This window comes from Streptomyces sp. NPDC058620, assembly GCF_042717135.1.
Taxonomy (GTDB): domain Bacteria; phylum Actinomycetota; class Actinomycetes; order Streptomycetales; family Streptomycetaceae; genus Streptomyces.
In genome coordinates, this window is record NZ_JBHXQO010000010.1 from 79399 (window position 1) to 97032 (window position 17634).

General features: G+C 70.9%; 35 protein-coding genes. 2 read left to right on the top strand and 33 right to left on the bottom strand.

The window, feature by feature from the left end:
* Nucleotides 1-103: 103 nt before the first annotated feature.
* The 14 genes from ACFWSK_RS13190 to ACFWSK_RS13255 all read right to left on the bottom strand — a co-directional run bounded on the left by ACFWSK_RS13190 (nucleotide 104) and on the right by ACFWSK_RS13255 (nucleotide 7873).
* Entirely contained in the window at nucleotides 104-568 is a 465-nt protein-coding gene (locus ACFWSK_RS13190) for a hypothetical protein (protein WP_383784256.1), read from the bottom strand.
* 15 nt (nucleotides 569-583) lie between these two features.
* Nucleotides 584-997, bottom strand: coding sequence for a DUF6221 family protein (locus ACFWSK_RS13195; protein WP_383784259.1), 414 nt, complete (start codon nucleotides 995-997; stop codon nucleotides 584-586).
* 18 nt (nucleotides 998-1015) lie between these two features.
* Nucleotides 1016-1300, bottom strand: coding sequence for an HNH endonuclease (locus ACFWSK_RS13200; protein ID WP_383784261.1), 285 nt, complete (start codon nucleotides 1298-1300; stop codon nucleotides 1016-1018).
* A gap of 2 nt (nucleotides 1301-1302) precedes the next feature.
* On the bottom strand, nucleotides 1303-1602 hold the full coding sequence (locus ACFWSK_RS13205) for a hypothetical protein (RefSeq protein ID WP_383784263.1): 300 nt from the start codon (nucleotides 1600-1602) through the stop codon (nucleotides 1303-1305).
* 66 nt (nucleotides 1603-1668) lie between these two features.
* Nucleotides 1669-2088, bottom strand: a complete 420-nt coding sequence (locus ACFWSK_RS13210) for a hypothetical protein (protein WP_383784266.1) — start codon at nucleotides 2086-2088, stop codon at nucleotides 1669-1671.
* 66 nt (nucleotides 2089-2154) lie between these two features.
* A complete protein-coding gene (locus ACFWSK_RS13215; protein ID WP_383784269.1) occupies nucleotides 2155-3036 on the bottom strand; it encodes a hypothetical protein in 882 nt (293 codons plus the stop codon).
* Between the two features lie 27 nt (nucleotides 3037-3063).
* Nucleotides 3064-3330, bottom strand: coding sequence for a MerR family transcriptional regulator (locus ACFWSK_RS13220; protein WP_383784270.1), 267 nt, complete (start codon nucleotides 3328-3330; stop codon nucleotides 3064-3066).
* 217 nt (nucleotides 3331-3547) lie between these two features.
* The gene (locus ACFWSK_RS13225) at nucleotides 3548-3913 is read right to left on the bottom strand and encodes a DUF6221 family protein (RefSeq protein WP_383784273.1); all 366 of its coding nucleotides are present in this window, start codon (nucleotides 3911-3913) and stop codon (nucleotides 3548-3550) included.
* Between the two features lie 119 nt (nucleotides 3914-4032).
* Nucleotides 4033-4800, bottom strand: coding sequence for a hypothetical protein (locus tag ACFWSK_RS13230; protein ID WP_383784275.1), 768 nt, complete (start codon nucleotides 4798-4800; stop codon nucleotides 4033-4035).
* A 2-nt stretch (nucleotides 4801-4802) separates the two neighbouring features.
* Entirely contained in the window at nucleotides 4803-5252 is a 450-nt protein-coding gene (locus tag ACFWSK_RS13235; RefSeq protein ID WP_383784278.1) for a hypothetical protein, read from the bottom strand.
* Nucleotides 5253-5264: 12 nt separating this feature from the next.
* The gene (locus tag ACFWSK_RS13240; protein ID WP_383784281.1) at nucleotides 5265-5921 is read right to left on the bottom strand and encodes a hypothetical protein; all 657 of its coding nucleotides are present in this window, start codon (nucleotides 5919-5921) and stop codon (nucleotides 5265-5267) included.
* Nucleotides 5918-6970, bottom strand: coding sequence for a protein transporter Sec31 (locus ACFWSK_RS13245; RefSeq protein WP_383784284.1), 1053 nt, complete (start codon nucleotides 6968-6970; stop codon nucleotides 5918-5920). Before ACFWSK_RS13245 ends, ACFWSK_RS13240 begins: the two co-directional genes overlap by 4 nt.
* Before the next feature lie 61 nt (nucleotides 6971-7031).
* Nucleotides 7032-7514 (bottom strand): hypothetical protein, encoded by a 483-nt coding sequence (locus tag ACFWSK_RS13250; protein WP_383784287.1) that lies wholly within the window; start codon nucleotides 7512-7514, stop codon nucleotides 7032-7034.
* A complete protein-coding gene (locus ACFWSK_RS13255) occupies nucleotides 7514-7873 on the bottom strand; it encodes a hypothetical protein (protein WP_383784290.1) in 360 nt (119 codons plus the stop codon). The genes ACFWSK_RS13250 and ACFWSK_RS13255 overlap by 1 nt, the downstream gene beginning before the upstream one ends.
* 143 nt (nucleotides 7874-8016) lie before the next feature.
* Here ACFWSK_RS13255 and ACFWSK_RS13260 point away from each other — a divergent pair, with 143 nt between their 5' ends.
* Nucleotides 8017-8274 (top strand): hypothetical protein, encoded by a 258-nt coding sequence (locus ACFWSK_RS13260; protein ID WP_383784292.1) that lies wholly within the window; start codon nucleotides 8017-8019, stop codon nucleotides 8272-8274.
* Nucleotides 8275-8323: 49 nt separating this feature from the next.
* Here ACFWSK_RS13260 and ACFWSK_RS13265 read toward each other — a convergent pair whose 3' ends face one another.
* The 19 genes from ACFWSK_RS13265 to ACFWSK_RS13355 all read right to left on the bottom strand — a co-directional run bounded on the left by ACFWSK_RS13265 (nucleotide 8324) and on the right by ACFWSK_RS13355 (nucleotide 16761).
* On the bottom strand, nucleotides 8324-8470 hold the full coding sequence (locus tag ACFWSK_RS13265; protein WP_383784295.1) for a hypothetical protein: 147 nt from the start codon (nucleotides 8468-8470) through the stop codon (nucleotides 8324-8326).
* A 33-nt stretch (nucleotides 8471-8503) separates the two neighbouring features.
* On the bottom strand, nucleotides 8504-9244 hold the full coding sequence (locus ACFWSK_RS13270; protein WP_383784296.1) for a hypothetical protein: 741 nt from the start codon (nucleotides 9242-9244) through the stop codon (nucleotides 8504-8506).
* A gap of 23 nt (nucleotides 9245-9267) precedes the next feature.
* Nucleotides 9268-9408 carry a hypothetical protein gene (locus tag ACFWSK_RS13275; protein WP_383784299.1) on the bottom strand — a complete coding sequence of 47 codons (141 nt, stop codon included), beginning with the start codon at nucleotides 9406-9408 and terminating at the stop codon, nucleotides 9268-9270.
* Nucleotides 9409-9581: 173 nt separating this feature from the next.
* Entirely contained in the window at nucleotides 9582-9923 is a 342-nt protein-coding gene (locus tag ACFWSK_RS13280) for a hypothetical protein (RefSeq protein WP_383784301.1), read from the bottom strand.
* On the bottom strand, nucleotides 9920-10051 hold the full coding sequence (locus tag ACFWSK_RS13285) for a hypothetical protein (protein ID WP_383784304.1): 132 nt from the start codon (nucleotides 10049-10051) through the stop codon (nucleotides 9920-9922). The genes ACFWSK_RS13280 and ACFWSK_RS13285 overlap by 4 nt, the downstream gene beginning before the upstream one ends.
* A complete protein-coding gene (locus tag ACFWSK_RS13290) occupies nucleotides 10048-10368 on the bottom strand; it encodes a hypothetical protein (RefSeq protein WP_383784307.1) in 321 nt (106 codons plus the stop codon). The genes ACFWSK_RS13285 and ACFWSK_RS13290 overlap by 4 nt, the downstream gene beginning before the upstream one ends.
* On the bottom strand, nucleotides 10365-10892 hold the full coding sequence (locus ACFWSK_RS13295) for a histone-like nucleoid-structuring protein Lsr2 (RefSeq protein ID WP_383784310.1): 528 nt from the start codon (nucleotides 10890-10892) through the stop codon (nucleotides 10365-10367). The genes ACFWSK_RS13290 and ACFWSK_RS13295 overlap by 4 nt, the downstream gene beginning before the upstream one ends.
* Complete coding sequence (locus ACFWSK_RS13300; protein ID WP_383784313.1) at nucleotides 10889-11080, bottom strand: hypothetical protein; 192 nt, start codon at nucleotides 11078-11080, stop codon at nucleotides 10889-10891. The genes ACFWSK_RS13295 and ACFWSK_RS13300 overlap by 4 nt, the downstream gene beginning before the upstream one ends.
* Nucleotides 11077-11400, bottom strand: a complete 324-nt coding sequence (locus ACFWSK_RS13305; RefSeq protein ID WP_383784315.1) for a hypothetical protein — start codon at nucleotides 11398-11400, stop codon at nucleotides 11077-11079. Before ACFWSK_RS13305 ends, ACFWSK_RS13300 begins: the two co-directional genes overlap by 4 nt.
* Nucleotides 11397-12941, bottom strand: a complete 1545-nt coding sequence (locus ACFWSK_RS13310; RefSeq protein ID WP_383784317.1) for a hypothetical protein — start codon at nucleotides 12939-12941, stop codon at nucleotides 11397-11399. Before ACFWSK_RS13310 ends, ACFWSK_RS13305 begins: the two co-directional genes overlap by 4 nt.
* Before the next feature lie 18 nt (nucleotides 12942-12959).
* Nucleotides 12960-13688: a hypothetical protein gene (locus ACFWSK_RS13315; RefSeq protein WP_383784320.1), complete on the bottom strand. Its 729-nt coding sequence runs from the start codon at nucleotides 13686-13688 to the stop codon at nucleotides 12960-12962.
* The gene (locus tag ACFWSK_RS13320; protein WP_383784322.1) at nucleotides 13681-14139 is read right to left on the bottom strand and encodes a hypothetical protein; all 459 of its coding nucleotides are present in this window, start codon (nucleotides 14137-14139) and stop codon (nucleotides 13681-13683) included. The genes ACFWSK_RS13315 and ACFWSK_RS13320 overlap by 8 nt, the downstream gene beginning before the upstream one ends.
* A complete protein-coding gene (locus ACFWSK_RS13325; RefSeq protein ID WP_383784325.1) occupies nucleotides 14136-14315 on the bottom strand; it encodes a hypothetical protein in 180 nt (59 codons plus the stop codon). Before ACFWSK_RS13325 ends, ACFWSK_RS13320 begins: the two co-directional genes overlap by 4 nt.
* A gap of 26 nt (nucleotides 14316-14341) precedes the next feature.
* On the bottom strand, nucleotides 14342-14695 hold the full coding sequence (locus ACFWSK_RS13330) for a hypothetical protein (RefSeq protein WP_383784327.1): 354 nt from the start codon (nucleotides 14693-14695) through the stop codon (nucleotides 14342-14344).
* Nucleotides 14692-15306 (bottom strand): hypothetical protein, encoded by a 615-nt coding sequence (locus ACFWSK_RS13335; RefSeq protein WP_383784330.1) that lies wholly within the window; start codon nucleotides 15304-15306, stop codon nucleotides 14692-14694. The genes ACFWSK_RS13330 and ACFWSK_RS13335 overlap by 4 nt, the downstream gene beginning before the upstream one ends.
* Nucleotides 15303-15662 carry a phiSA1p31-related protein gene (locus ACFWSK_RS13340; protein ID WP_383784333.1) on the bottom strand — a complete coding sequence of 120 codons (360 nt, stop codon included), beginning with the start codon at nucleotides 15660-15662 and terminating at the stop codon, nucleotides 15303-15305. Before ACFWSK_RS13340 ends, ACFWSK_RS13335 begins: the two co-directional genes overlap by 4 nt.
* Nucleotides 15659-16192 carry a hypothetical protein gene (locus ACFWSK_RS13345; protein WP_383784336.1) on the bottom strand — a complete coding sequence of 178 codons (534 nt, stop codon included), beginning with the start codon at nucleotides 16190-16192 and terminating at the stop codon, nucleotides 15659-15661. Before ACFWSK_RS13345 ends, ACFWSK_RS13340 begins: the two co-directional genes overlap by 4 nt.
* A gap of 93 nt (nucleotides 16193-16285) precedes the next feature.
* The gene (locus ACFWSK_RS13350; protein WP_383784339.1) at nucleotides 16286-16471 is read right to left on the bottom strand and encodes a hypothetical protein; all 186 of its coding nucleotides are present in this window, start codon (nucleotides 16469-16471) and stop codon (nucleotides 16286-16288) included.
* Nucleotides 16468-16761 (bottom strand): helix-turn-helix domain-containing protein, encoded by a 294-nt coding sequence (locus ACFWSK_RS13355; RefSeq protein WP_383784342.1) that lies wholly within the window; start codon nucleotides 16759-16761, stop codon nucleotides 16468-16470. Before ACFWSK_RS13355 ends, ACFWSK_RS13350 begins: the two co-directional genes overlap by 4 nt.
* A 265-nt stretch (nucleotides 16762-17026) precedes the next feature.
* On the opposite strand from ACFWSK_RS13355, the gene ACFWSK_RS13360 reads away from it, so the two are divergent.
* Nucleotides 17027-17428 carry an XRE family transcriptional regulator gene (locus ACFWSK_RS13360; protein WP_383784344.1) on the top strand — a complete coding sequence of 134 codons (402 nt, stop codon included), beginning with the start codon at nucleotides 17027-17029 and terminating at the stop codon, nucleotides 17426-17428.
* Nucleotides 17429-17634 lie beyond the last annotated feature (206 nt).

A 17634-nucleotide genomic window follows, 5' to 3' on the forward strand; every position in this document is an offset into this window, starting at 1 on the left:
GGTCAGCCCGGGGAGAGAAAAATAAAAGCTGGGCGCGGGGCTGGGAAGAGCCCGATTCCTAAAAAATCCAGGCCGTCTGGGCCGCTGACCTGCGGCGATGCGACTAGATCAGGTTGCCTTCGTGCTCCCTGCGGAGCTCGGCGAGGCTCGGGATGGCAGCTGCCAGCGTCCAGCCGGTGGCGAAGCCGCAGTTGCAGGAGACGAGGATGCGCCCAGTATCGCGGTGCTCGGCCCAACGGTCGCCTGTGGCCTCGTAGAGGGGCCCTACGCGGCTCTCAAGCTGTGTGCGGATGGTGAGCTGGTGCCCGGCGGCCCAGGGTCCGGGAGCTGCGGTCCGAGGCGTGATGAGCGGGGCCTCGCGCTCCTCAGTCGCTGCCTCCAACCCGTCATCGGCGAGATAGCGGCGTCCGTCTCTGCGCAGGAGAACGGTGTAGCGGATGATGGGGCGGCCTTCGCTGTCCACGCCTTCACTGGGTGTGCTGTCGAGGGGGACGTCGCTGGGGTCGATGCCGTTGGCCTGTAGCCATGCCGCTGTCGGTTCCCAAGCGGGGGTGCTGGGCTTCGGCAAGGTGTCCTCCTGCGATCAGGGACCCCACTCGGGCCGGTAGTCGGGGTGGTCGGTGTACGGCAGGGCAAGCAGGCAGAGCAGGTCGACGGCGAGCGTGGAGCCCGCCCTCCACTCATCGTTGATCTGCTCATCGGCGCCCGCCGCGTCGGGAAGGAATGTGTCCAGCAGCTGCCGCTTAGCTTCGACCTCGCGGAGGACGCGGGCCGGATCATGGCGCGCGATGTGGCGGCCTACCCCGTCGGCGTCAGCGTTCTCCGGGGTGACGACCACAACGCCGTCGTCGAGATAGTCCGCCACGATGTACTGCTCGTAGCGAGCCTGGGGCGGGCGCGCTGTCCAGACGTCTGACAGCTCGTCCCACATGGCCGCGCGGGCCACCTGCTCGTCTTCGGCCAGTCGGTCGCGGAGGAACTGCACCAGGTCGTCCATGGGGGCATCTTCCAGGGGTCAGGGTCCGGCGTACCAGTCGCGTGAGGTGATGAGGCGGGGCGGGTTGGTGTTCGCGCCCTTCTCGCCGTTGCAGTTGCGGCCGCAGGTGGGGCAGCGGGTGATGCCGTGGGCTGGTGCCCAGTTGTCTTGGTCCTCTGGGTCGGCGCCGGCCATGACGGGGGTGACGTGGTCGACGACGTTGGCGTCGGGGTGGCCGCAGATGTGGCAGACGTCGTTGGCGGCGAGGAATGCCGCGCGCGCCTTGCGGTAGCTGTAGGCGGTGAGGTCGTCGCGGCCAGCCATCGTCAGTCAGCGCTCGCGTCCTGGTCCTGGCGGGTGACCTTGAGGCCCTCGTTCATGACCATGGTCTGTGCTGCGTCCTTGGTCAGGTCGTCGATGAGATCGGGATGGACACCTCCTGCGATCAGCTCGGCCCGGTAGGCGATCAGCTTCTGAGCGGTGGTCAGCTTCTGTGGGATGGCCATCAGCGGGTCCTTGTCGTGAGCTACGAGGCGGTCGGGTTGGCGGCAGATGTTCCAGTCGCAGACGGTGTCAGCTTCTGTGTGCCAGCACTGCACTGGGGGGTCGTCGTTGAGGTTGTCCATGGGAGCCTCCTGTGCGCACACCAGAGGCCCGGCCGGTGTCCGGTCGGGCCTCGTGTGGGTGTCGGGTCAGAAGTCGGGGCAGAGGTGCTTGTGTGCCGCCGCGTTGATCTTCTCGGCAGTCTTCAGCGTGCGCCCCTCGGGGTGCGTTGGGCTGGTGAAGCGCTGCCGGGCCAGGTCGGCCTGCTTGGCCTTGTCCTTGGGCCAGTTGTGGATGGTCTGGCACTGGGTGCGGCCTCGGCTCGCGGCTTTGTCTGCCTTGCCGTGTGCGATGTCGCGGTCGATGGTGTTGAGCTCGGCGACGAACGCGGCTTCCTGTTCGGGAGTCGTGGCCGGGATGCCGGCGGCGGCGAGGACGCTGGCTCGCTGCTCGGCGGTGAGCGACGGCGGCGCGCTGGGCTTGGCCTCGGTGGGGCTCTCTCCGCTGCAGGCCGTGAGCGTGGCGAGCAGGCCGGCCGCGATGAGCGCGACGGTGGCGGTGGTGCGCATGGTCCCCCCTGGGACGTGGTGACGAGGGGGCCATCATGCGGCCGCCGCGGGGGCGGTGTCTGGTGTTCAGCCCATGCGCTTGAGGTGCAGCCACGAGGCGGCCTTGAGGATCGTGGCGGTGGCGTTGGAGACGGCCTGGGCCCATTGGACCGTGACCACGCCATCGGCCCCGGCGATGAGGCCACCTGCTGGCTTGACGATCACCCCGGCTGCGGTGACGCCCATGGACGACGGGGCGCCGAAGTCCAGCCGTGTGAGACGCACCGAGCCGGTGCCGTCCGTTGTTCCCAACGTGGTCGCGGTGGGCGTCCAGCCGCCGATGGAACCAGGCGGGGCGGTGATGGTGAGCATGAGGTCACCGGCGGGGTCGCCGGTGGCGAGGAGGCAGCCCTCGAGGCTATAGGCGCCGCCTGCGGTGACGGTGAAGGTGAGGTGGTCGTCCGTCTGGACGACCGCAGAGGCGGTCACGGCCTCGTCGGCGAGTTTGTACGCGGTGCGGGTGACACCGACGGCGTCTCCGGTGGGGACAGTGCCGGGCGGTCCCTGGATGCCCTGCAGTCCCTGCTCGCCGCGCGGCCCGGGTACGAGGACGTAGTCGCCGGTGTAGGGCTCGACTGGTGCGAGGGCGGCCAGCTTGACAGTCTCACCGAGGGCGGTGGTGAGGCGTACGGGGTACGAGCGGGCGTCCGCGTCGTCGGGGCACTCGTACACGGTGTGCGTGTAGTCGGTGGGGTCGTACCCGGCTGCGTCGGCCGCGAGGACAGTCAGGGTCAGCACCCCGTCGACCCATCGGGCCGTCGCGTCACCTTGCGCGATGTGGCCGAGCTCCGGGTTCGTGACGAGGGCTGGGGCGGGCCGGACGACGATGCGGCCGCGCATCGGGCCCCCGTCGGGGTGCGTGCGGTCGTCGGTGATCGTGATCGTGGAGACACCTTCGGGCAGGGCCACAGGGGCCACCTCCGATCAGGGGGAGTGTCAGGCGCGCGACGAGCTGGGCCCGGGCTGGGTGATGCCCACGAGGCGCAAGGCGCGGGCCCGCGTGGCGACTTCGGCGCGGGCAACGTCGGCCAGGCGGTACGTGGCGCTGCCGCTCTCGGTGAGGCCGTGGGCCGTGAGGTGGCCGCGGCTGGCCCACTGGCGGATCGTGGCGGGCTTGATGTGAGCTGCGCCTGCGGTGAGGGCCTGGCGGGCCCGGTCGGCGTGGCGGGCGGCTTCTGCGGTGGTGAGGTTGTCGAGGTCCATGTGCCTCCGTCCGGGAACGCGAAAAGCCCCGGCCGACTGGCAGGGGCTTGATGGGCACAGGTGTGCTGCTGGCAAGAGTGTGACGCTGATCCGCGATCTTGTCCAGCCAGACGCGGTGCGCCCCGCCCCGACGCGTGTCGGGGCGGGGCGCTCGGGTCCGGGCGGCAGCACATCGCCTGGACGTGTCAGACGGTACGGCGCAGCACTGACAGCGGGCCTACGGGCGCCATGTCTGCTTGTACTTCGGGTGGTCGGCGTACGGCAGGGCGAGGGCGGCCAGGACGGATGCGGCGCAGGGGTCGATGCCGTCCGTGCTGTCGTGGAGCCATTCCGCGCAAGCGCCCACGGCCTGCCGCTTGGCGTCGATGTCGCGGAGGACGCGGGCCGGATCATGCTGTGCGGCGTGCTCGGCGTTCTCCCTGGCCGTAGGTGTACCGGAGCAGTCGACAACCTCCCAGTAATCTGCCGACGCAAGGCAGCCGACCCTTTTAGGCGTCTGCTCCCATGGGCCGGGCGTTGCCGCCCGCGCGATCCGCTCGACCTCGTCGTACCGGTCGCGGAGGAACTGCACCAGGTCGTCCATGCGCTCCATCATCCCTTCTGCGGCGTCGGCTTGTCCGTCTCGGCGGCCCGCTGCTGCTTGGACTGCTGGTTCTTCTTGGCGAGTTCGCCGATGCTGATGGACTTCTTGAGTCCCATGGGTCAGGTCCTCTCGGTGTGGAGCACGTTGTGGCGTACGGGGTTGTCGGGGTCGTCGGTGATCACATATGTGGGGGTGTTGGCGGCGTTGTTGTTGTTGCTCTGACCTGCGACAACAACGCCAACAACGCCGGGGCCGAGAGGGGGCGGGGGGAGGGGTGGGAAGTCATCCCGGTGGACCCCCTCGCGGCCGCCCTTGGGTGGCACCCGTACGCCATCCCGTACGCGGACCCCGTGGCGGGCCATGAGGGCGCGCACGTCGCGGGTCTCCCAGGCGGCCGGCGGGAGGCCGCCCACGGGGCTCCCTGACCACCGGGTGCGGAGGGTCAGGAGGTGCACCCCGGAGCCCTCTCCGGTGTCGGCATGGGCGAGCAGCTGGGCGAGGCTGCCGAGCTCCAGGAGCTCGGAGGGATGCGGTGGTTCCTCGGTGGGCTGCTCCGGGTCTCCGCCCTCGGCGGCGAGCTGCTCCGGCTCCTGGTCGTCCTCGTCGGTCAAGGATGCGGCGTAGCCGAGTGCGAGCGCGGTGAGCGCCCAGGCGGCGGTGCACGTGGTGGCGATGGCCGTGGTCCAGGGCAGGCCCTTGGCGACGGCGGCGGCGAGCAGCAGGCCGACCCAGCGGAGCAGGGCTGATCCCTCCGTGGGCTGCTCCCCCGCTGTTACCTCCGGGGTCTTGGGGGCGTGCTTTACGGCGCAGAGCCAGTCGACGGTCCGGTGGTTCAGGCGGGACGATCCGGCCCACAGGGCGGTCCAGAACCCGATCCAGTGCTTCATGGTCAGCCGCCGATCATCATGAAGAAGGCTGCGGCGAGCTGGCCGGGGACGGCCCATACGGAACCGTCACCGGCGGTGGGCCAGGTGAAGGCGGCGATCACGGAAACGACGGCCGCCCGTACCGGGTTGAGCGGGGCGGTCAGCATGATGATGAGCAGCAGGAGGGATGCGGCGCCGATGCCGATCTCTCCGAACGGGCCGTCCCCGGTGCCGACGCCCAGGCCCGTCCAGCCCTGGCGTACGACCTCGTCGGCGTTGGCCCAGATCTTCCCGGCCGCGGTGTACGCGGTGCCCGCGAGGAAGGCGACGGTTCCGGCCTTGCCGGTGGTGAGCTTGATCCGGCCCTTGCCGATGACACCGAAGATGAGCAGCGCGGTAAGGCAGACGGCGACGCCGCCGCTGCCGAGGAAGCCCAGGGCGGCGCCGCCGCTGTTGGGTGCTGCGAGATACATGACGGTGGACTCCTAGACGATGCCGGGCGCGTTGAGCGCCAGGGCGAGAGCGGCGGAGCAGACGGGGATGCGGGCGGCCCAGACCATGACGGGGCGCAGCGCGGGCGGGACGTACGGCAGGCCGGGCAGGTACGAGGCGACGATGTAGGTGACGAGGCCAAGGGCGACGCCGGCGCCGGGGGCGGCGGTGCCTGCGTCGGCGATGAGCTCCCGCATCTGCGCGACGAGGCCGAGGAACCATCCGACGGCCGCGGCGCCACCGTGGTAGGCGAGCCAGAGGCGGCGGCGGTGCAGCCGCTCCTGCGCCCGCTGGTCGGCCGGGTTGAGGACCGTCCAGGGCAACGCGGCGGCCGCGGGCTGGTTCACGGTGACGTGGATGCCGGGCGCGGCCGCGATGGTGTCCTGCGGATCCGGGGCGGGCTCCTGGTCGTGGTGACCGAATGGGCGGGGCGCCCTCTGCCACCACGGCAGGTCCTTGTCCGGCTGCCCCTCGGGTCCGTCGTCCTCGGGCTCGTCCTCGTCGTCGGTGGTGTCCGGCGGGGTCGGCTCGGGGATGACGTGGACCTGGACGAGCGGGGGCTGTGGCTGCTGCTCGGCCGGGGGGCCGTCGATGGTACGGCGCAGCCAGCGCCGTACACGCTGCTCCTCGTCGACCGGGTCGGCGCTCACGCGCTCTTCTCCAGCTCGCGGTTGAGGGTGCGGACGATCGTGGAGCGCGGTGTGGCCGGGTGGAGCTTCTGCGCGTAGGACAGGACCTTGTCCCTGTCCTGGACACCGGAGGACAGGGCTGTCCTGATGCTGTCCGTGACGGTCTGCCCGGCCGGGGCGATGGTGGGCAGCGGGCCCTTTGACCTGCTGTCTCGCGTGTCCTGCCCGTTGTCCTCGTTGTCCAGGACAGCCAGGACCGTTTCGGGGTCGTAGTCCAGGCCGATGGTGTCGAGGTGGTCCAGGACGTCATCGTGGGACAGGTCCGGGACAGTCGCTCTGATCGCCCGGACAGCGGACAGGACAGTCGGGGACAGCTGTCCCGGTGTGTCCTGCAGCTGGGTGGCCGGAGCGGGGAGCTCGGCGAACACGGCGGCCTGGCCCTCTACCCTGGCGAGGGTCCGCAGCTGCGCGCCGAGGGCCAGGCGGGCGGCGATCTCGCCCTCTTCCTGGATCAGCCATTGCCTGGTCCGGGCGGACAGCGGCCGCGCCTGGTGCTTCATGACGACGGACCACATCTTCTTCGCCATGGCGGAGATGGCTGCGCCCGCGATGCCGACGTACAGGGAGTCCTCGAGTGCGCCGTGCGTGGCGACGGCCGCCATGTCCAGGATCAGCGCCCATGTCCCGGCCTTGCGGGGGCCGGCGGCGCGGTCGGCGTTGTACCGGGCGAGCCACTCCATGGCCATGCAGGTGACCCACGCGGTGACGAATGCCCCGGCGGCGAGGTACGCGATGGGTGCGGTGACAGCGCGGGCGAGAAGGTCGCCGATGCTCGCCACTGACCAGATGACGGCGACGGCGATAAGGCCGGCGGCCGCGATCGTGACGGCGGTGGTGACGATGTGGTCCCAGTCGGTCGGCGGGACGGGGACCAGGACGTCGTAGTCCTCCTCGACCATTTTCGTTTTGCCGTTGACGGTGTGCGGAACGAGGCGCTGACGGGTCTCGGTGCGGTAGTCGACGCCGGGGAGCAGCTGCTGCTGTGCCTGGTCGGTCTGGTCTGTGGTCACGCTGCTCCTCCAGGAGCGGTGGGCGCCCGGGCCAGGTGTGTGGCCCGGGCGCATGGGGTGGTCAGCTGTGGCGTGCGCGGGCGGCGGCCTGGCGGGCCATCGCGTCGCGGGCGGCGGTACCGGAGGCGGAGGCGTAGTCGGCCTGGCACGCCGCGACGGTGGCGGGCTTGGCGACGAGGAGGCTCGGCGTGACGGTGACGCGCTGCGCCGCCGTCTCGCTGTCCTCGGCGTCCTCGGTGGGCTCGGCCGTGTCGTTGTCGTCCTCGGCCGACTCGTACGTGGTGTACGTGACGGGGGTTCGGGCGATGAGGCGGGCGAGGTACTCCGTGTCGAACGCTGCGTTGTCCGGCGTGCTGAGGACGGCCGCCACGCTGCGGCGGACATGGTCGGCGCGCTCCTCGAGGAGCCGCTGGTACGCGGCCTGGTCGCCGACGGTGGCCGGGGGCGGGACGTCCAGGGCGTTGGCCACGACCTGCAGGAGCGCCAGGAGCTGATCGCGCTCTGCGGTGACGTCGGCGAGCGTCTGGCTGGTCGTGTCGCTCATCAGATGCCCCTCGTCGTGGCGTCGGCTGCCTTGAGGAGGCGCATCCCGTACTCGGCGCGGGTGATGGGGTCGGGGGTGGCCGGCCAGTCGACGCGCGGCATGTGGCGGAGCAGGTGGCCCACGGCGGCGGCGGTGCGGATGGTTCCGAACCCGTGGACGTCGGAGGCTGCGCGGCCGGCGTACGAGAGGCGGGTGACCTCCCGCATGGGCAGCGTCGGCTCGATCGCGCAGAGCGCCGTACCGATGGCCTTCAGCAGGTTGCGGGTGGGGTTGTCCATGGCGTTACGGGCGCACTGCAGCGCCTCGTCCATGTCGGGGGCCGAGGCGTAGGCCACGGTGCCGCGGATACGATCGCGCATAAGTCGTCTCCTCCTGGTGGATCAGGTGGGATGGCTGGCCCCGACCGGAGTTAGTGGCTCTGGTCGGGGCCGCGTTGTCTTGGTGAGTACGACCGTAGCGAGAAGTGTGGACAATGTCCACACTTCTCCGAGAGGATGTCCCCATGCCCGAGCAGCCCGAGGGCCCAGAGCCGGAGAAGAGGACCATGACCATTCCGAGACTGGCCGAGCGTGTCGGCCGCAGTCGGTCCCTGATCCACCGGCTGGCCAGCACACCTACCGAGGGATGGCCGGCGCCCGTGTTCAGACCGGGCAGCACCCGACCGGAGTACGACGTCGCCTGGTTCGACGAGTATTGGGAGCGTCGGCAGGCAGGCATGACCCAGGGCCGCCGCACCGACCTGCAGAACCCAGAAGCCTGACCACACAGCTGCGCCCCGCCCTGTCACTCCTGGGCGGGGCGCAGCTGCGTCAGTTGGCGCGGGGCGCCAGGAGTACGGCCGCGGCGAGGTAGACGAACCCGGCCGGGCTGAGTTCGGCGAGGAGTAACAGGCCAAGGGCCGTACAGACCCCGGTTCCTACGGCGCGGAGGAGGAACGAAAGCGTGGGCATGGGCATGGTCGGGTCTCCGTTGAAGGGGGTGGGGCACGGTCAGGCTGCGGTTTGCTGAGCGGCCTGTGCGCTCATCAGGAGGGCGATGCGGGCGAGGGCGGGCATCACCGCGTCGCGATGCTCGGTGTACTGCTCGGGGGTGAGGCGGACGTCGCAGACCTGACACGAGATGTGCAACTCGTCCTCGCGCTCGACCAGCGCGAACGCCTGGCAGCCAGGGCAGGGAGCATCCCGTGCGGTGCGGCGCGGCGTGGTGTGCGTGACCCGCTGGATACGGCTCAGGAGCTCCTCGAGCTGGCCGTACATCTCCTCGGCCCATGGCCGGGTCACGGCGTACGGCAGGTACGCCTGCAGCCATGAGCACCAGGCCGGAATGCCCGTGCCGGTCCGGGGCCAGGCGTCCTCGCACCGGTCGATCCGGATGGTGCCGTGAGCATCGTGGTGCACGGCCGGGATCTCGGAGGCCAGATAGCGCGACCACCCTGCGAGGAGCGCCACGATCGGGATGCCGCCGGTCTGGTCGCCGTGCGGGTCCTGGATGTGCGCGGCGTGGCCGGGGCCCAGGAGGTCCAGGACGCGGATGTCGAGGGGGAGCGGGGAGTGCGCGCGGCCGCTCCCGCCGCGCTGTGCCGGACCGGTCGTCGGTTGTAGGCAGACCTCGAGCAGGGCGGCCTGCTTGGGCAGTGCGCGCAGCCACGTGCAGGCGCGGTACTCGCAGCCGTCGCACAGGTAGCGCTCCTCGGCCGTGACGTGGTGGCAGATACGGCAGGTGTTGTCCATGGGCGTGCTCCGGTGCCGGGGTGTCAGATGGAGGGTGAGTCGCTCGTAGGCGCCAGCACGCACCGCGAGGGCGTGGCGGTCAGCCAGCCCGTGGCCGGCATGTCGCAGTTGACGGCGGCCGCGTGACGGTCGGCGTACATGAACTGCTGCTGCACTCGGACCATGTCCCGGTCGCAGAGCAGGGAGAAGTGCGCCCGGGGTGCGAGGGCCCAGGCGACGTGCCATGTAGCCGGCGCACCGCAGGGAGGCGAACTGTCGGTAGGGCAGGCGTCGCATCGGAGGGCACCGGTGCGACTCCTGGACGGGTGCAAGTGCGGGAAGGGCTGGGCGCGGTCGCTCATGTCTGCGTCTCCCCGGTGGGCTGCTGCTCAGCGGGGAGTTCGCCGTGGCAGTAGCCGACGATGCCGCCCTTCATGTAGCGGCCGGGCAGGTGGGCGGCTGTGTTACCGCAGTGCTCGCAGCCCTTGTTCGGCTGCGAGGGCTCGGCTGGCGCCTGTTCGTCCCACTCGATACGGGCGCCGCCGTACCCGGCCTGCAGGAGCTCGATGGTGCGTGCGCCGCTGCACAGTCCCCACTCCGGGTCGTCCAGAACGATCGCGCGTCCGTTGGGGAACACGGCGCCGTCCATGACCTGGCCGTGGCGCAAGTGCAGCCGGAAGCCGCGGGCGAACGCGGTCACGGGCCCACGACCGTGATGCAGGCGCCACTCAGGCACAGGCTCTGGCCCTCGGTGGCGTAGTGGACGTGCTCGCCCTGGTCGTGCAGGGTCTCGGCGGCGGACCTGGCCCGGGCGGATTCGTCGTTCACAGCTGCTCCCTGTTGCAGTGGGCGGGGTTATGGAGGTCACCACTGGTGAGCCAGCCGCGCTCGCAGCACCAGCTGGCCCACGGCTCGAGGCCGGTGGCCATGTCGGCGAGCGCACGGCGCCGGGCCTGGTCGTGGGCGGCCTGCAGCTGCTCGGCTGCGCGCCGCACCCAGGAGCACGCCTCGGCGCAGGCTCCGGCGAGGAGCAGGCAGACCAGCGACCCGGACCACATGTCGGCCTGGGCGTACAGCAGGGCCAGGCCGCCGAATGTGATGGCGGCCAGGCCGAGGGCGGCGTAGCGCAGCCGGGCGGAGATCACTGGGTGCCGCCAGCCTGTGCCTCACGCCATGCCTGGACGATTGCGGCAGGGATGGTCCCGCGGGCGGGGACGTCCAGCCCGCGGCCGCGCGCCCAGGACCGGACCTCGCCCTGGTTGTAGTCGGTGTTCGGCGCCTTCCGCTTCTTCGGCAGGAGCGCCGCCTTACGGGCGCGGATCGCGTCCAGTTGCTCCTGCAGGCGCTGCTCCTCGGCGTCGGCCTGGGCGATCTCCTCGGCCGAGGAGTGCAGCGCACGGAGCTCCAGCAGCAGCGCCCGGGCCTGCTCGCCCTTACGGGCCACCGTCCTGGTCGGGTGCTGCTCGGCCCAGGCGATGACCTTGCCGATCGGGACCGGAGGCGCGCCGGTGGACAGGGCCGGCGGTGTGATGCGCGGGCCGGGGATCGGTGAGGGCTGCTGCTGCATGGCCTGCCTCTTTCGTGCGGTGTGCGGGATCAGGGGCGCCGGGTGGCGCGGTACGTCGGGGAGCTCCTCGTCCAGGAGCCGGTGAAGGGCGGCGATGGTCATGGCGGGGGCCACGGGTGCTTGGCCCGGTCGCCGAGGCGCCATCCCTCCAGGCCCTCGAGGAGCTCCTGAACGTGGTCGGCCGCGTCCGCGTCCGGGCGGGTGCCGCGAGCACCGCCGTAGGTGCCGTCCGGGAACTCCTCGCGGGCGGCCGTGACTCGCGCGAGAGTCTCGGCGTCCTCGCGGATCACGGCTGCCGCCCCTGCCAGGGGACCGGCCGCACTCCGGTGGTGCTGCGCTGCGCCGTACGGCTGCTGCGCCTGGGCGGCGGGGAGGGGCAGGTGGCGTGGTGCGGCATTGCCTGCCACTCGCCCGGCCTCGGTGCCGGGTGGTCCTTGGTCAGGCTCCGTACGTACAGCAGCCCGTCCGGCCCCTGCATCACGGCGAGATTGCCCTCGGCGGTGGGCTCGGCGTCGACCGGCTGGCGCTTCCCGTTGGCGGTCGTGAGGGCCCAGCAGATCTGGGCGTAACAGCGCTTGCAGTTGGCGAGGTGGTGACTGGCGGGCTTCATGCTGGGTTCCCTCCCGGGTCGACGGATGCAAGGTGGGGCAGGGCCAGGGCGTGGCCGTACAGGTAGATGGCGTGGGCCTGGCCGTGCTCGGCGATGGCCTGGCGGATCAGGTCGTGGGTCGCGGCCGTGCGGAGCTCCTGCAGCTGCTCGCGGCCGAGCGCCGGGAGCTCCTCGCCAACGGCGGCCGGGATCGGCCACGACACGCTCACCGCCGCGGCCGCCACCGGCTCGGGCGCCGGCCGCACGGGCTGCTCCTCGGTCACCGGCTCCGGCTGCTGCGCCCAGGTGGTGGTGCCCAGGCAGACCTGGCAGGGCTCGCCGGAGTGCCAGAGGGTCCCGGACTCGCAGGCGGGCAGACCGCAGCCGCGGCGGACCAGGGCGGCGCCCAGGATCCAGCGGCCAGGGTCGCGGGGCGGCTCGGTTGAGGCGTAGCGGGCGGTGAGCCGTGCGGTGATGCGCTCCATGCCGGTGCCCTGGGCGAGCTGGCGGCCGATCTCGGCGTCGATGCGCCGCAAGACCCACCGGCTGCTGATTCCAGGGAGCAGGTGGCGTACGGGCTCGAGGACGGCCCAGGTCCGGCGGGTCAGGTCCCCACCGGCCTGTAGATCCTGCCGCCCGCTGGTGTTGCTGCGCTTTTGGTCGTGACCGGCAGGGCGGGAAGTCGGCCCAGCCGAGTTATCCACAGGGGTTGTGGACTTACTACCTGCAGGGCGCCTACGGCGGATCCCACCACCCACCCGCGTCTTCGTCACCGGTCGGTCAGTCCTGTGGTCTTCCCTAGACGTGAGGGATCCGTCGTGATCGTCCGGACCGGATCCGTCATGGATGTCAGGGGCGACGTCCTCGGGCTGGACCGCGTGCAGCGGGCGGCGGTGGGCCTCGTAGGCGTGACGGCCCTGCAGGCCCTCGCGGCGGTGCACGGTGATCCAGCCGGTGGCGTCCAGTTCATCGAGGAGCCGGGCGGCCTGGCGCTCGCCGAGGTGCTCTCCAGCCTTCTGGCCGGTGTGGTGGTAGAGCATCGCGCCGAGGTCTCCCACGGCCAGCGGCTGGTTGCGTACGGCCGCGTAGGCGATCAGGGCGAAGAGGCGCAGCAGGCGCGGCGGGAGAGCATCGGCGGCCCGTACGGGGATCCACACGTACCCCTCGTCCGGCTCGGCCTCGCGGACCGTGCGGTGCGCGGACTGCCCGCGGCCGCCCGGCAGGGTGCGGCGGGTGGTGAGAACCTCGACCAGGCCGTGGATCTCGTCCGGTGTCGCGAGGTCGCGCAGACCGCGCTCTACTTCGGACTTGGACAGACCGAGGTACTCGGCGATGACGTTGACCTTGGCGGTGCAGCCTTCGGTGCGCATGGCGAGCGCTGCGACCTTGATGTAGACGCTCAGGGCCGAATCTCGGTACTGAGCGCCTACAACGATGCGCAGAGGGACACGAACGCGAAGACCACCGCTGTCGCGCGGCCGTGCGCCGGCGGCCGCGCGGTGCGGCTCCGGGTACGGCGCAGCAGCAGCGGGGGCTGCTGCGTACGCGACGGCGGTGGTCAACGGGACTCCAGGGCTGGGTCAGTTGGCGGGCTGGGCGGTCTGCTGTGCGGCGGCCCGGGCGGCCGCGAGCTCGCTCTCCCGGGCGCGGCGCGGCGCCAGGAGCACGAAGTTGAGGGCGCGCTGAGCCAGGAGGCCGTAGGCGAACGCGCTGTCAGCCAGGCCCATGGCGACGCCGATGGCGTCGTGCATCTCCCCGGCCTCGTGGTCGCTGACGTAGTCCCGACCCGCCAGATCCTCGGCGTGCTCCGCAGCGCCCATGCGGGCGTACCACCGGTCGTACGCGGCCGTGAGCTCCCCGGTCCCGGCGTAGCGGGCCAGGCCGGTGATGCTCAGCTGGTGGCGCGTCGGGGCGCCGTCCTCGTCGGTGTTGAACTCGACCAGGGCCGGTGTCTCGCCGCCCTGGACCGACCCGATCGCCCAGGCCGCGCCGGACGCGAAGAGGTGGGCCGCCTCGTCGTACCGGTGACGCAGCTCGGTTTCCGCCCGGCTGTACAGGTCGGAGAGGCCGAACACGGCATCGTCGTGGGGGGACGTGCGACGCGTGCGGTAGTAGTCGGCATCGGCGCGGCCGTGCAGTCCTCGCAGGGCGATCCGGCCCTCGTGAAGCTTGCGGCGGTCGACGTCCACCGTCTGCACTGCGACCTGGGCGGTGCGGTGGGCGATCTGATATTCGCGGGCCGTCTCGTACAGGGCGTACACGCTGTCGAACAGCGACTCGGTCCAGTGCTGCTGAGGCTTGTCACGCATGGGTGGTGGTCCGATCGGTCGCGGGGCTGGTGGTCTTCTTGATGAGGCGGGCCATGACGGAGTTGGGGATGGCGAGGAGGAAGTCCGCGTGCTCGTACCGGTCGGCGGGCCGGGTTTGGCTGAGCAGGCGGCGCTCGCGCAGCACGGTCAGACCGACCGACACCTGGCCGACGTACAGGCCCGTGTTGTGGACGAGGCCGATCAGCCGCGGCTGCCGCGCGATGTGCCCGGCCGCGTCCGCGTGAGTGGCGAGCGCCATCGCGACCAAACGGGCGTTGGGCGGCATCGAGGAGGACAGGACCGCCTGCTCCCACAGAGACCTGTACGAGCGGCCGGCCACCGTCGGGGCCGGGGCGATCAGCTGCTGGTCGGCCACCGAGGCGGGGGCCGGGGCCGCCGGGGCGGTGGCACGGCGCGGCATGAGCGCGGGAGTCGGGCGGGGGCTCGTCATGACTGCTCCTGTTCTGCGGGCGGGTCGGTGGTGATCTGGTGGATGTAGGCGCCGGGGGGCCAGCCGGGCCCGGGCGGGGACTCCGGCCGGCCCGCGTGCGCGGAGGGGGTGTGTCGGTCGCACTTCCAGCCGGTCACGTACCGGCGTGCGTAGACGAGGCCGTGCCGTGTGCCCATGTCGCTGCAGGGGCGGACCGAGCCGCTCATGCAGCGGTGACGAGAAAACGGCACTCGGCGCAGACCAGGCCGTCGGACGTCACCAGGTGCTCGGTCTCCATCTGCCGACAGACGGCGCTCTCGCACGGCATCAACAGGGAGCTGTCGAGCGGGGCGCCCCGGACCCAGCGGACGGCGGCGACCGCGAGCACGAACACGGTCACCGCCCAGCACAGAACGCCGGTAGAAGCTGCGGCGATCAGGGCGATCTGGAGCATGGGTTTCCTCCGGGTTGGACGGGCGGTGATCAGGCGGTCGGCGATCCAGCCGATGACGAAGCAGAGGGCGTTGGCCAGACCTGCCAGGACGACGGCGAGCAGCAGTAACTGCTCGCCGGTCACTCGTCCGCGTCCGGGTCGTACGCCGTCGCGATCTCCAGGGGGGTCACCGTGTAGCCGGTGGAAACGTGGCGACCGTCGACCTGCACGTCCAGCTCGAGACCGGGGAGTTCCGTGTCCTCCTCGTCGACGCACCACTCGAAGAGCACGGCCACGCTGGCCGGGTACTCGCGGGAGACGAGGGCCTCGCAATGCTGCTGCGCAGCTGCGGCCGTGGTGTAGAGGCCGGCCACGATGGAGTCGTGCTCGACCCGGTAGGCGATCGCCGGACCCGCGCCGTGGACGTCGATGTCGGCGAGGCGGCACAGCGCTGCCACCCAGTCCGCAATCTCGGTCGGGTCTCCGTCGCAGACGACGAGCTCGCCGAGCTCATCCAGGCCGTCAAGGAGTTGGCGGGCCGTGGGCTGCTCGCGCAGGGTCAGGGCAAGCCCGGTCAGAAGGGCGGTCGCGGTCGGAGTGAACTCCGCCTCGGCGGTGGCCGAGGTGTCCTTCTCCGGGGACTGCAGCAGGTTGGCCGACTCGAGGGCCATGGCGAGCGCAGCCGGGATGAAGCGGCCCCGCTGCTGCGCAGCCAGCAGCACCGTGGCTGCGGCGTTCACGCGCTTGGCGTTCATGCCGACCGCCCGCGCAGGCGCTGCAGGATCACGGCGAAGGTGCCGGGCGTCGGGGCCAACTGCGCGAGCTCGGCCGGGCCGTGGCAGGCGGTGATCGCGGAGCGGAGCTCGGCCGAGGTGGCCGGGCGCGGCGCCGGGATCAGCGGCCCGTAGGTCGAGTAGACGAGCGACAGGACCATGGGGATGTCCTGTTCGCGCTGCATGAGCGGCTCGTCGGCCGACGTCCCGTCGTGCTGGACCACCGGCTCCCAGCCGCCGGTCCAGTCCCAGCGGGCGCCGTAGACGTCGATCCACGTACGGGTCAGATCGAACTCGACGCCGTCGAGCTCCCATGTGGTCTGGGGTGCGGTCGTCATGCCGCCACCTGCTCGGGTGCGACGTCGACCAGCGTGTACGCCTCGAACTGGACGCCGTTCACCGTGCCCGCGGCGCCGACGCGGATGAAGGGCGACTCGTCGCCGTTGCGGCCCTCGGTCACCGTGCCGCCGAAGTGCGCGGCGAACTCGCGTACGGCCTCGGGGGACTGGTAGAAGACCCAGCAGATCAGAGGGCCCTCGTGCCACTCCGCCAGCCGGATAGTCGTGTGGATCGGAAGGGAAGGGGTCGTGCTCATCATCTGTTCGCTGACAGCCAGGGCGGCCATGTAGGCGTCGCGGCGGGCCAGGTCGTTGACGATGCGGGCGCGGGACGCCTCGGCGCGGCAAGTCGGTTCATCGATGCCGGCGAACTCCCGGAGGTCCGGGTTCTGCTCGAGAACCCTCCACCGGTGGGTGTCGGTGTACGTCATCGGCGGCCGCGTGAGGAGCAGCGTCCAGGGGCGTTCGCCCTCCGGCTGCGTCGCGGCAGCGAGCGCTGCGGTGATCCGGGAGTGGGTAAGGTGCTTCACGGTGCCCTCGGTTCGGGTTGAGTTGAGGTGTGCCGGTTGAGGGGCTGTCGCGGACCAGGCCCGGTCCGAGGCGGCCCCGGTTTCGTTCGCGGGTCAGGCGGCCAGCGGTACGGGCGTGCCCGGTGTGGTCTGGCTGACGAGGCCGCGGTGCAGGACGGCGAGCGAGCCGATTTCCTCGGCGGTCAGCTGGCACGTGGGGCACCGCACGGGGTTCAGCTCGTGGTCGCACAGCTCCGACATGCCGGCCTCGAATGCCTCGGCGGCGCTCCGGCAGATCACGGCGCGGCCGCGATGTGCGGGGGCAGTACGTCGTCTGCCGGAACTGAGCGGCCAATGGGGGCCCAGAGGACGGGGTGATCTACGCCGATCGTGTTGGCAATGGCGTAAGCAACGTCCGCAGGCTGAGTCTTGACTGCACCAGACAGCAGATGATCGACGGTGCCGTGGGGGATGCCCACCGCCGCGGCCAGTGCCCGTCCGCTGATACCTGCCCCGGTCCCCGTGCGCTCCATGAGCATCCGCAGGCGCTCGGGGTTGACCAGGCGAAATCGTGGTCGTACAGGTTCCATGCGCGCACCTTTGGGCGGACTGCCTAAAAACTTGGACACCCCTAGAGAATCACTAGTTGGGCAACCTGTCCAGCTTTTTGGGCAGCGTGGCGTAGCTGGATTAGGTCAACCTTTGCCGGGTCGGTGGCGCTACGCGCCCAAAGACCTGGACACTATGACCAGGGGGGCGTGACCTCCCGTGTCCTGAGCTGCGAGGATTTGGCATATGCGCCGCGCGTCGCTTGGGCACCCGGCAGCCCCACGCACCCCGGAGAAGAGGACGGTCATGGCTGACGAAACAGCCGCCCGGACAGACCTTGCAGACCTTGCGCGTACCCGCATGGATGAACTGCAGCTCAGCTATCGACGGGCCTCGGTGCTCGCGGTAGATCCGGAGGACCCCGAGAGCGGGTCTCTTTGGACTCGCGGCACGCTCGAGAACCTGGCAAATCGAAGAGTCATCAAGGCCCCGGGTCCGGCGGCACTCCGAGCGCTGGCGGCCGCCCTTCAGCTACCGCTGCGCATCGTGCAGGACGCGGCCGCCGGTCAGTTCATGGACATCGACACGCTGTGGGACGAGGACGAGGAGACGCGCCTGATGGTGCGGCACTATCAGTCCCTCACGCCCGAGGACCGCGAAAAGCTCCGCGCTATCGCCGAAGCGTGGGGGCGCCCCAACCAAGGCTGACTATCGTAACTTTTAGCTACTCTGATGTAACTGCTGGTCCGAAAGTGATCGGCGATGCATGATGGGCACCTGCCTGGCGGCGGAACGTGTAGCTCCGGTCTTTTCCCATTGATTCGAACTGACGTGCGTATCTCAGGGTGCCGGGGTGCTGTAGGGGAGGGTGACGTCGTATGAGCAAAGCTCGCAGTGCTGTTGGGGTGTCGGGA